An 11,923-nucleotide genomic window follows, 5' to 3' on the forward strand; every position below is an offset into this window, starting at 1 on the left:
TCTAGATAGGACTCAGGTCCTCTTAATGGAAAGATCATTGAAAAATACTTTATGGCAATATGTCAAATTATATAATACTTATTCATAGAAAAAAAGCAAGGTGCGCACATTGATGAAAAGCACCTATTCATCCGCCTTTTGTCTATGCCCTTTTTTCCCTTGACCTTATCATAATCAAACATTATGGGATAATGATGAGAAGAATATGTGAAATTGTGAAAAAAGCGTGTGATTGTTGACATGCCGCCTTTGTATCCCTTTATAATGACGTTGAGAGGATGTGGAAGACTTTGTCGTACACCATTTATTTAGTTGAAGATGAACAAAACTTAAATGAACTGTTAACCAAATATTTAGAGAGTGAGGATTGGAATGTCTCCTCTTTTTTAACCGGAGAAGCGGCACGCGAGGCAATGAACAAGCCACCGCATCTATGGATTTTAGATATCATGCTGCCTGATACAGACGGCTACACCCTCATTAAAGAAATCAAAGCCGCATCACCTGACGTACCGGTCATTTTCATTTCAGCACGTGATGCCGATATCGACCGTGTCCTCGGCTTAGAGCTGGGAAGCAGTGATTATATTGCAAAGCCGTTTCTTCCGCGTGAGCTGATCATTCGGGTACAAAAGCTGCTGGAGCTTGTGTATAAAAACAGTGATACCCCGCAGCAGCAAAGCGTCACAACTGTTTCTTCTTATGTCATTCATGAGGATGTAAGAGAGGTGTATGAAGAGGGGCAGCTCATTAACTTAACTTCTAAGGAATTTGACTTGCTGCTTTTATTTACACATCACCAAGGACATGCTTTTTCTCGTGAAGATATCCTCCTCAAAATTTGGGGACACGATTACTTCGGGACAGATCGTGTAGTCGATGACCTTGTTAGACGGCTGCGCAAAAAAATGCCCGACTTAAAGGTCGAGACCATCTATGGATTTGGATATAGGATGCTGAAGGGATGAAGAACAAACCGCTCGCTTTTCAAATTTGGGTTGTGATCTCTGGCATTTTGCTCACCATTTCCATTGTCCTGATCATTCTATTTTCTAATACATTACGTGACTTCTTCACAAATGAAATTTATAAAAATATTGAAAATGAACAGCAAGTGCTGACAGAATATCCATTAAACCGAGACGGCTCGCCAAAGTCGACACCGGAAAACCGCTCCGTGCAGCACATTTTGATTCCGTCAAATGAATTAGATCAAATGGCGCAGTTTTTCCCGCATGCCTTTATTGAGAAAATCCAATCGTTTGTGAAAAAACAAAAAAGCGCAACGAAACGGTATTCTGAAGAGGTGAACGGCCAGCATATCTTTTTTGTCATCAAAAAGGTATCATCAGGCAATACACCATATATTCTTCTATCCTATGCACCAGATTCTTATCGAGACGACCTGTCCTTTACGCTGTTTAAACAGCTGATCTTTATCTTAGGCACCGTTATTTTACTAAGCTGGATTCCATCGATTTGGCTTGCCCGCTATTTATCCCGACCAATCGTTGCGTTTGAAAAACACGTCAAACGGATTGCACAAGAGGACTGGGACGATCCTGTCATCGTTGACCGGCAAGATGAAATTGGCAAGCTTGGTCATACCATTGAAGAAATGAGACAAAAACTCATTCAAAAGGATGAAACAGAACGGACACTTTTGCAGAATATTTCACATGACTTAAAAACACCTGTCATGGTCATCCGCGGCTACACGCAGTCCATTAAAGATGGTATTTTTCCTAAGGGAGATCTTGAACAAACGGTGGAAGTCATTGAAGGTGAAGCGGAAAAGCTTGAGAAGAAAATCAAGGATCTGCTGTACTTAACTAAGCTTGATTATTTATCAAAACAACATCCCGCACATTCTTCCTTCCTAATCAGTAATACGATGCTGGAAGTGGTCGACCGAATACGCTGGTCGAAAAATGAATTGCAGTGGAACGTGGACTTAGATGATGAGGCTGCTCTTGAAGGCGATCCAGAACAATGGAGCAAATTATTTGAGAATGTACTAGAAAATCAACTTCGCTACGCAAAAAGTAAGATTGATATTCAGATGAAACAGGAAGAGGATCAAATCCGCATTGTTATTCGAAATGACGGTCCTCCAATTGAAGATCATATGCTGTCCAACCTATACGAACCTTTTAGTAAGGGAAAAAAGGGCGAATTCGGTATTGGATTAAGCATTGTCAAAAGAATCCTTTCAATGCATCAAGCGTCCATATCTATTGAAAATGATGATCTAGGTGTACGTTATACAATCATAGTTCCAAAGAAGAGACTGTAGGTTTTTGACCGCAGTCTTTTTTAGATGAATGAATACCCATTGAAATCACGGTATGTGGCTTTGATCTTTTTGCCAGCTTGATACATCCATTTCTTTTCAATGGTTGTCTCTTTCGGCATTTTGACTTTTTCTACTTGAATCCCTTTTGTTCGCAAGCGTCTAATCATATCATCAATTTCTCTCATGGAACATCATCCTTTCACATATTTTGACCAGTTGGTCACCTTACTTTATAATATAAAGAATTACACTGTAAAAAACAAGTTACAATCTGATTAATTTTTGAAAACTTTCGTCGTTTATGACCGATAAGTCATATCTCTTTGCGCACGTTTCCTAAGACATTTGTCTCTCGGTAAGAAAGGATGACATTCATATTGAAAAAGAAAGAAAAAATGATCATTGAGGCTGGCATGAAATTATTTGCCAGCAAAGGCTACAACACAACGTCTGTTCAGGAAATTGCGGATGAATGCCACATGTCAAAGGGTGCTTTTTATCTTTATTTTAAATCAAAGGAAGCATTGCTCATTTCGATCCTTCATTACTATTACGATAAGGTATTTACCCGGATTCATGAGGTTCAAACAGAGGGCGGCACACCAAAAGAAGCCTACCGAAAACAGCTCACTGTCTATTATGATAATATTTTGCAGCAAAAGGATTTTATTAAAATGCAGCTGAGCGACAGGGCGCTACCACTGAATGAAGAAACGCAGCAGCTCGCAAAACAAATTAGGCTTGCGACCGTCCAGCTTCACATTGATAACATTAAACAAGTATATGGAGATGCTGCTATTCCTTATATGGCTGATTTATGTTTGACGATTGAAGGCATGAGCCACGTTTATTTCGAGCTGGCGATTTTATATGATTTTCAGCTGGAAGCAGAAGAACTTGCCACAACCATGATTCATCGTATCGATGATTTGATGGGCGGTATGATGAAGCGAAATGACCTTCCTCTCATTTCTGTAGATCAAGCGAGCGATTGGTTTGGCCCTATTTATGAACGGTCATTCGATCCGCTCACAGAATCTCTTTTAAAGGAATTAAGAGAGATTGCTGAATCACACTATGAAGTGAAGAACGAACCTGAATTATTTGAAGCGCTTGGCATACTAGAAAATGAATTAAACAAACAAAAACCAAGACAAGTCATCGTGAAAGGCATGCTGTACCAATTAAAATTATACGCACCGCTTCAAATCAACTCTGAGTCACTTTTGCGTATTTTGAAAGAGGATCATTTGTAAACACATCACTTTTAATGAAAAAAACCAGGGGCAGCCGCCCCTGGTTTCTTATTTTGCTTTCGGTGTCACCATTTCTTCTGGTTTCACAAATTGCTCGAACTGCTCCTCAGTTAGCAGCTCTAATTGAAGTGCTGCTTCTTTTAATGTTAATCCTTCTTTGTGAGCAAGCTTCGCAATTTTCGCTGCATTTTCATATCCGATGTGCGGGTTAAGTGCCGTCACAAGCATCAATGAATTGTTCAAGTTTTTCTCAATCGTTTCAAGGTTTGGTTCGATTCCAACTGCACACTTGTCATGGAATGAGTTCATGCCGTCAGCAAGTAGTTCAACTGATTGCAGGAAGTTATAAATGATGACTGGCTTAAATACGTTCAGCTCAAAGTTTCCTTGGCTTGCCGCAAAACCGATTGTGGCATCATTCCCCATGATTTGTGCTGCAATCATAGTTAAAGCTTCACTTTGGGTTGGGTTGACTTTTCCTGGCATAATAGAGCTTCCCGGCTCATTTTCAGGAATGATCAATTCGCCAATTCCACAGCGTGGGCCACTTGCAAGCCATCTGACATCATTGGCAATTTTCATTAAATCAGCTGCAAGTGCTTTTAAGGCACCGTGTGCATACGTAATTTCATCATGGCTTGTCAGCGCATGGAATTTGTTTGGTGAAGAATTGAATGTTTGACCTGTCAGCTGGCTGATTTCCTCAGCAACATATTGACCGAACTCAGGATGTGCGTTAATGCCTGTACCAACAGCAGTTCCGCCAATGGCTAATTCTCTCATTTTTTCAGTTGATTCTAGAATCATTTCTTTTGAACGGTCCAGCATGTATACCCAGCCGCTAATCTCTTGACCTACTGTCAGCGGTGTAGCATCCTGCAAGTGCGTACGGCCGATTTTCACAATCTCTTGATACGCTTTTGCTTTCTCATCAAGAGTTGTTCTTAACTGGTCAATAGCAGGCAGCAACTTTTTGTACACAGCTAAAACAGCTGCCACGTGCATAGCCGTTGGGAATGTATCGTTTGAGCTTTGGCTGCGGTTAACGTCATCATTCGGGTGAATGCTGAACTCACTATTTTTATCTTTCAAATAAGCAGTTGCTCTATTTGCAACGACTTCGTTCATGTTCATGTTACTTTGTGTTCCACTACCTGTCTGCCAAACAACAAGCGGGAAATGCTCGTCATACTTTCCGCTGATGATGTCATCACATACAGCAGCAATCGCTTCTGCTTTTTCGCTTTCAAGGTTGCCAAGACGCTCGTTGGCAATCGCTGTGCTACGTTTCAAAATTGCAAACGCATTCACAACTTCCTTTGGCATTTTCTCAGAACCGATTTTGAAATTTTCTTTGCTTCGTTGTGTTTGTGCACCCCAGAACTTGTCCTTCGGCACTTTGATTTCGCCCATTGTATCTTTTTCGATTCTAAATTCCGTCATTATGTATCCCTCCATAGCTTCTCATCACTCAACTCTATTCTATACAAAAAACGAAAATCCTTTAAGCGTTTTCAATTAAAATTTTATCTTTATTTTAATTTTAGTTCAATATAAACGCGAACATCCTTCGAATATTTGTATTTTGGGTTCGTTTTTCCGTAGTCCTTTGATGTATATGTCACCTCATAATGCTTGTCAAACGACTGTAGAATACGGTCGATCTCCTCTTTTGTTCCTGCTAAACGAATCTGTGCCATCTTGTTTCCTCCAAAACCCTCATTCTTTCTTTTACCACAAAATAATGTAACACAGAATATTGTTTTTTCAAGCAGGTAATGCTAAGAAAAAGATTTGAGGCGGGTGATCCGAATGAATCAAACTCCATTAAAAGAGCACTTATACGATAATCTCTCCGTCATCCTTCCACAATTAAAAGAAATGGACGACTTGGTTCATGAGAAAAAAACGCTGCCTCACGGACAGGTTGTTTACTATTTATACATAAAAGAAATGAACGAAACGATGGAGATTCAAACCTTTTTAAAGCTGCTTCTCCAAGATCATACGTCTCTCACAAAAGAGAAGCTGGAATCCAATTTATCGATGATGACCACCCGTTCGGTGAAGACTTCTGAGGAATTGGTCGCTGCGATTTTTGATGGGCATTGCGTAGTACTGATTAACGGGTTTCAGCATGCGTACATTTTAGAAACGCACGGAACGAAGAAACGCAGTATAGGGGATGCTACCTCTGAAACAGTTGTGAGAGGACCGAAAATTGGCTTTATTGAAGATTTAGACACGAACTTAGCTCTTGTGAGGCAGCGCTTGAAAAACCCCAATCTTAAAACCGTCGACATGAAGATTGGTCAAAAAAAGTACACCCAAGTGACCATCATGTACATAGATGGCATGGCTCAATCGTCTGTTTTAAAAGAAGTGAAAAAACGGCTCAAGCAAGTCACCATTGATGATATACAAGATTCTGGTGTTCTTGAGGAACTGATTGAAGACAATGTGTACTCGCCTTTCCCGCAAGTCCAAAACACAGAACGGCCGGATAAAGTCGCTTCTGCTTTAAATAATGGACGTGTCGCCATTTTTGTCGATCATTCACCTTTTGTGTTAATTGTACCTGCTTCTCTCGCGACGATTATGCAATCACCTGATGACTATTATGAAAGGTGGATCGCCGCCTCTCTCATTCGGATGCTGCGGTTTACCTCTATCTTTCTGACATTATTTTTATCAGCCATTTATATTGCGCTTGTGTCCTTCCATCAAGGACTTTTACCAACAACACTGGCTATTTCGATCTCAAGTACAAGAGAAAATGTCCCATTTCCGCCTATTGTGGAGGCACTCATTATGGAAATAACGATTGAACTGCTGCGGGAAGCGGGTTTAAGGCTGCCAAATCCGCTCGGTCAAACGATTGGACTTGTAGGTGGAGTTGTCATCGGACAGGCAGCCGTTCAGGCTCATATCGTGAGCTCAATCATGGTGATTATCGTCAGTGTGATTGCCCTTGCGTCCTTTACTGTTCCTCAATACGGGATGGGCATGTCGTTCCGCGTGCTCCGCTTTGTGTCTATGTTTACGGCAGCTACTTTGGGTTTATATGGGATTGTGCTGTTCATGCTCGTTCTCCTTACTCATTTAACACGGCAAAAAAGTTTTGGTACGCCTTATTTTTCACCAGATTTTGTGTTCAGCTATAAAAATGAAGACAATTCCATTATTCGATTGCCTTTGAAAAATCAAAAGAAAGGAGAACGATATGGTCAATCATAAAGAGTCGATCACCAGCTATCAGGCAAGTGCCATTATTGCCAATACAACATTAGGTGCCAGTATGATGATTCTGCCAAGAGCAATGGCTCAAGCTGCAGCTACACCTGACGGCTGGATTGCGCTCTTACTCATGAGTGCCATTTACATTGTATTTATTTTTACGAATGTCCTTATGATGAAAAAAGTCCCCTTCTCCTCTTACTATGATTATACAAATGAGGGGCTTGGAAAGTGGATTGGTGCTCTTGCTAACATATTGATTATTATTTATTTTCTTGGCGTTGCCAGCTATGAAGTACGGGCGATGTCGGAAATGGTGAGGTTTTTCTTGCTTCAAAACACACCTGTAGCGGTGACAATGATCAGCTTTATTTTGGTTGGACTTTATCTTGTAGTCGGCGGGATTGGTGATTTTGCCAGACTGTGCCCCTTTTTCCTCATTGTCACCTTGATTATCTTATTTGTTGCATACGGACTCAGTGTTCAAGAATTTAAGTTAGATAACCTCCGCCCTGTTTTAGGAGAGGGATTCTCCCCTGTCTTCAAATCCCTTAACGCATCAGCCATTTCGTTTGTCGGCATTGAAATGATATTGTTTATGCCTGCCTATATGAAAACGCAAAAACACACCTTTGCTTATGGCGCAGTCGGCTTTTTGATTCCTGCGATCATCTATATTTTCACCTATATTCTTGTCGTTGGTGCGTTCACGGTGAAAGAAACAGCGACTTTGACTTGGCCGACGATTGCCTTATTTCAATCGTTTGATATACAAGGAATCTTTATTGAGCGAATCGAATCCTTTTTGCTCATCGTTTGGCTTGTTCAACTTTATACGAGCTTTGTAGGATATACGTTTTTTGCTGCAATGGGGTTATCAAAACTCACAAAATTCCCTAAAAAGATCGTGCTCGCGCTGATGGGAATTGTTATCTACTTTGCCGCCATTTTCCCAAAGGATGTTGATACAGTGCGCAATTATTTAACCTATGTAAACCATTTATTTTTCCTTTTATTCGGTATCCTCCCGTTTCTCTTATTTATCATCGTGTTTTTGAAAAGGAGGCGGAAAGCAGCATGAAAAAGAAGAAGGTCTTTGCATTGCTCGCCCTTGTTCTATTAAGTGGATGCTGGGATAGTACCAATATTGAGGAGCTCAACATGGCGATTGGTTATGGCTTAGATAAAGGAGATAACGGTCATAAGCTGAAAATATCTATGCAAGTCCTTGTTCCTCAAAAAATTGAACAAGAATCCAGCGTAAAAGACCCAACAAAGATTATTGAAACTAGCGGTGATTCCGTGCATCAAATATTCCGAACAACGACTCTTAAAAGTCATCGTATTTTCGCCCAGCAGCTGAGGGTGTATTTATTTTCTGAGGAGCTTATCAATGAAAATAATTTCGACCTCGTCATCAATCAATTTATTCGCGACAATGAAACGCGGAGAGGAAGCCTTGTCTTTATGACCGCTGAAAAGCCTGGAGACTTGCTGAAAATCAATGATGATGGGCAGCCTGCTTCTTCTACATTATATGATATTTCTGGGAATACAAAATCGACCATCCGTATGTTAAAGCCTGTTTCATTAGGAGATATTTCTACTGCTATGCAAAACAACGTATCTTTTGCTGTTCCGAAAGTCAGTGTGGATCAAGGGAAATTAATACTCGACGGTGCCTCTATTATTAAAAACAAACGATTTCTCACCGACATCTCTCCGTTAGCCGTGCAGTCATACAACCTATTGACAGGGGAAGGAAAAGGTGGAGTCATTGAATTTAAATATGACCACAGCATCTATTCTTATGAAATATTTAAACTGAAACACAACATTGAAACGAAGAAAACAGCCAGCGGAAGATATCAATTTGATGTATCAGTAGAGCTTGATGGAAGATTATCTGAGGATTGGAATGAGCGTGAGAATGCATTTAATGAGAAGTATCTTCAAGAGATTGAGGGTGCAGTGGAGCGTCAATTAAAGAAAACTGTAAAAGATTTCATTGGGGAATTACAGCATGAGATCAAAGCAGATATTTGCGGGTTTTCTCAAAAAGCGAGTATTGCGTATCCGAAGGACTTTCGAAAAGAAGCGAAGCATTGGGATGAGATTTTTAGTGAATCGGACATTCGTTACAAGGCAAATGTGAAAATCCGTGACTTCGGGACTAAGGGCGCAACACAATCTTTATAGAGTATGTTAAAATGGTAAGAAAAAAAGGGTGTCAATCATGAAACGAGCTTTACTTTCGGCCGGCATTCTATTTTTGATTCTAGGGATACTTCTGTTAATCGTTGTATTCATGCAATCAAAAGAAGATTTCTTCATTGAAGCCGACAGCTTTTCAAGCACATTTTTGATCGTGGTTTATTATGGACAAACCCCTGCGCTCCTTCTGTTGGGAGGCGGATTATTCGTCGGACTTTCACAGATCATTGATTTGCAGGAAAAAAAAGCGGCAGCAGCAAAGGAGAGCGTAAAGCTTTTATCCGAAATGAAGAAAACCCTGGAAGAAAAATCGGCCAAGGAGCAGGAGGCTTTTCCAGTTCCTGAGCTCCATCAACTATCCGAACGTCCGATCACAGGACAGAAGGACTAATTTTACGCATGTTCTAGCAGCTTTCACTTGAAAGCTGTTTTTTTATTGAATCAGCTTATGGCGGTGGGCATACACAGCCGCTTGCGTTCGATCTTCCACATCAAGTTTGGAAAGAATGTTGGTAATATGGGTCTTCACCGTTTTAATTGTAATAAATAATTCCTCGGCAATGACCTTATTCGATTTCCCATCCGCAATCAGCTTCAAGATCTCCATTTCTCTTGCTGTTAATGAATCGTGAAGGATAGACCCATTTGATGAATGACGGAGTTTATTCATGACCTTTCCTGCCACTTTCGATTCAAGTCTTGGTTCGCCGATGCTTGCAGATCTGATGGCATCCGCAATTTCTCCTGCCTTGGATGTTTTTAATAAATAGCTTAAAGCACCCGCCTCAATCACAGGATAGACTTTATCATCGTCAATAAAGCTCGTCAGAACAATGATCTTGGCATCTTCAATTTCCTGACAAATTCTTTTCGTTGCTTCTATGCCATCCATCCCTTCCATGACGAGATCCATTAAAATCACATCTGGCCTTAATTCAACGGCTAGCTCTACACCTTTTTGTCCATCTGACGCTTCACCAATGACTTCAATATCAGCCTGCGCCTCTAAAAAGGCCGCAAGCCCCATTCTCACCATTTCGTGATCGTCGATTAAAAGCACTCGAATCATCGAACGTTCTCTCCTTTTCCTTCATCAAAAATGGGAACCTTCACATCAATTTGTGTGCCTTTTCCCTCAAATGACATAATCTCTGCGACACCGCCTACCTCACTTGTTCTTTCTCGAATCGATTCCAGTCCGTAGGAGGCCGTCTTCACATGGTCTGTTTGAAAGCCAATACCATTATCAATAATCTTTAGCTGCACTTGACGGTTTCTTATGAGCAGACGCACTGTCACTTTTGTCGCCTTTGCATGCCTAAACACATTCGACAGTGCTTCTTGCACAATTCGGAAGAGGTGGTCCTCTACTCCTTTAGATAACGGAACATCATCTTCGATTTCCCAATCAATATCAATCGGCTGCTTTGCTTGAAATTCATTTAGCAGCTCAATTAAGCCTTTTTTCAGGTCTTTTCCTTCTAGAGTGATCGGTCTCAAATGAAGCAGAAGAGCACGCATCTCATTTTGTGCATCGCCAGACATTCGTTCGACAAGCTGCATTTGTTTTAAAATCTTTTCGTCCTTTTCCTTCATGCCTTCAAGAATAGCTGAGGTCATCATCGAAATCGCAAATAACTGCTGGCTGACCGCATCATGGAGCTCTCGTGCCAGCCGCTGACGCTCTTCTGAGACAACCGATTTCTTCATTTGAGCCTGCCATTCAGCCCGTTCATTCGAAAGCTTTTGCAAAGAGGCTACTTGCCCTTCCACCCGCTTCGCCATTTCGTTTAATTGATCGGCGGCTAAGCCAATTTCATCATCGCCAAGCGACGGCAGTCTGTATGCAAAGTTTCCATTTTCGAACTTCAAAATCGACTCTACAAGCTGGTCGAGCCTCTTCTTATGCTGATAGCCAAATACACTCGCGGCAGAAATCCCAATCGCAAGACTAACGATGAGTAAAATACAAAAAAACGGTATGCCAAACCAGCGGGTAGAAAGCAGGATCATTGGATCAAGCTGATAATAAAAAAACATCAGCAGTGTCGTCATCGTTACAACACCGAGCGAGACGCCGACTCCAAGACGAACAGATTGCCACTGGATACCTAAATGCAATTTCCTCATAAGTATCTCACATCCACATCTCCGATCAGTAGAGAGATGGAGATTTTCACTTTTCGTTTGCTCTCATCATAATCGTTGGTCATCACATACACTTTACTGCCGAAGCCGCTTCTTTTTTCATCTATGATTTTCATATCACCAATCGCGGCTGAAGCACTCACACATACTTCAATATCCTGCGGTACGTAAATATCCACATCGCCGATCAGTCCGCTAATCACGATTGTGCTCTCTTCTTCTGCAATGATCGCCTTTGATAAATCGATTTTAACATCGCCAATAAAACCTGAAATCGTCAAATCACTTAGTTGAAAAGGCTTTTTCATCAGCCTGACTTCACCGATAAAAAAGTCATGCTCTTTGCGCGGCTTTGTCTGGCTTTTTGTTTTCTTCTGATCGCCCTCTTTTTCAAGATTGACTTTCAGTGAAGGCTTCCCATCGTCTGATGTTTCCTTTTTATCGACATCAAAAACAGGTTTATTTTTCAATAAACGATAGCCCGCATAAATCAAAAAAGCCGCAAATAAGTACCCTGTTAAACTAAATGTAATATTGAGCAGAAATTTTAAGAAGAGAAAGCCGGCAAAAATATAGGAAACTGAACCGAGCCAACGTTTGGATCGTGAGTGCAGCCAATAACCCGCCAGCGCAAAAAACACAGGCCAAAACAGATCTGCTCCGATCCCAATAATTTTGAGAAATAAATTAATACCAAAAATCACCACAATGATGCCTAATATTTGATTCCTTGTAAAACGCAGTTGACTCGCCTCCTTCCTTTCTTTCATTC

The 11,923-nt window shown here is 40.9% G+C and carries 13 protein-coding genes; 7 read left to right on the forward strand and 6 right to left on the reverse strand.

All coding sequences use genetic code 11. From position 1 onward, the window contains the following. Positions 1-290 precede the first annotated feature (290 nt). A complete protein-coding gene (cssR, locus tag AC3WTB_RS06460; RefSeq protein WP_492333483.1) occupies positions 291-968 on the forward strand; it encodes a two-component system response regulator CssR in 678 nt (225 codons plus the stop codon). Then, a complete protein-coding gene (locus AC3WTB_RS06465; protein WP_492333484.1) occupies positions 965-2,296 on the forward strand; it encodes a HAMP domain-containing sensor histidine kinase in 1,332 nt (443 codons plus the stop codon). The genes cssR and AC3WTB_RS06465 overlap by 4 nt, the downstream gene beginning before the upstream one ends. Positions 2,297-2,316: 20 nt before the next feature. On the opposite strand, the gene spxO is transcribed toward AC3WTB_RS06465, so the two are convergent. Further along, entirely contained in the window at positions 2,317-2,481 is a 165-nt protein-coding gene (spxO, locus tag AC3WTB_RS06470) for an anti-adapter protein SpxO (RefSeq protein ID WP_003212782.1), read from the reverse strand. Between the two features lie 192 nt (positions 2,482-2,673). On the opposite strand from spxO, the gene AC3WTB_RS06475 reads away from it, so the two are divergent. Then, positions 2,674-3,552 (forward strand): TetR/AcrR family transcriptional regulator, encoded by an 879-nt coding sequence (locus AC3WTB_RS06475; RefSeq protein WP_492333485.1) that lies wholly within the window; start codon positions 2,674-2,676, stop codon positions 3,550-3,552. A gap of 48 nt (positions 3,553-3,600) precedes the next feature. Here the strand turns inward: AC3WTB_RS06475 and fumC are convergent, their stop codons facing one another. Then, positions 3,601-4,995, reverse strand: a complete 1,395-nt coding sequence (fumC, locus tag AC3WTB_RS06480) for a class II fumarate hydratase (RefSeq protein ID WP_024423418.1) — start codon at positions 4,993-4,995, stop codon at positions 3,601-3,603. A gap of 89 nt (positions 4,996-5,084) precedes the next feature. Beyond that, complete coding sequence (locus AC3WTB_RS06485; RefSeq protein WP_003213147.1) at positions 5,085-5,252, reverse strand: YvzF family protein; 168 nt, start codon at positions 5,250-5,252, stop codon at positions 5,085-5,087. 112 nt (positions 5,253-5,364) lie between these two features. Here AC3WTB_RS06485 and AC3WTB_RS06490 point away from each other — a divergent pair, with 112 nt between their 5' ends. The 4 genes from AC3WTB_RS06490 to AC3WTB_RS06505 are packed head-to-tail and all read left to right on the forward strand — an operon-like array spanning position 5,365 to position 9,394. Beyond that, entirely contained in the window at positions 5,365-6,789 is a 1,425-nt protein-coding gene (locus AC3WTB_RS06490) for a spore germination protein (protein WP_268474683.1), read from the forward strand. Further along, positions 6,776-7,870: a GerAB/ArcD/ProY family transporter gene (locus AC3WTB_RS06495; RefSeq protein WP_268474682.1), complete on the forward strand. Its 1,095-nt coding sequence runs from the start codon at positions 6,776-6,778 to the stop codon at positions 7,868-7,870. The genes AC3WTB_RS06490 and AC3WTB_RS06495 overlap by 14 nt, the downstream gene beginning before the upstream one ends. Continuing rightward, the gene (locus tag AC3WTB_RS06500; RefSeq protein ID WP_059375008.1) at positions 7,867-8,988 is read left to right on the forward strand and encodes a Ger(x)C family spore germination protein; all 1,122 of its coding nucleotides are present in this window, start codon (positions 7,867-7,869) and stop codon (positions 8,986-8,988) included. The genes AC3WTB_RS06495 and AC3WTB_RS06500 overlap by 4 nt, the downstream gene beginning before the upstream one ends. A 37-nt stretch (positions 8,989-9,025) precedes the next feature. Further along, positions 9,026-9,394 (forward strand): hypothetical protein, encoded by a 369-nt coding sequence (locus tag AC3WTB_RS06505; RefSeq protein WP_039181321.1) that lies wholly within the window; start codon positions 9,026-9,028, stop codon positions 9,392-9,394. Between the two features lie 42 nt (positions 9,395-9,436). Here AC3WTB_RS06505 and liaR read toward each other — a convergent pair whose 3' ends face one another. Genes liaR through liaF form a run of 3 tightly spaced genes read right to left on the reverse strand, consistent with a single transcriptional unit; the run spans position 9,437 to position 11,921 of the window. Next, entirely contained in the window at positions 9,437-10,072 is a 636-nt protein-coding gene (liaR, locus tag AC3WTB_RS06510) for a two-component system response regulator LiaR (RefSeq protein WP_024426015.1), read from the reverse strand. Next, complete coding sequence (gene liaS, locus AC3WTB_RS06515; RefSeq protein WP_039181324.1) at positions 10,069-11,133, reverse strand: two-component system sensor histidine kinase LiaS; 1,065 nt, start codon at positions 11,131-11,133, stop codon at positions 10,069-10,071. Before liaS ends, liaR begins: the two co-directional genes overlap by 4 nt. Then, a complete protein-coding gene (gene liaF, locus AC3WTB_RS06520; protein ID WP_185847158.1) occupies positions 11,130-11,921 on the reverse strand; it encodes a cell wall-active antibiotics response protein LiaF in 792 nt (263 codons plus the stop codon). Before liaF ends, liaS begins: the two co-directional genes overlap by 4 nt. Between the last annotated feature and the right edge of the window lie 2 nt (positions 11,922-11,923).

The sequence above is a fragment of the Bacillus sp. EB106-04-04-XG123 genome (assembly GCF_058791855.1).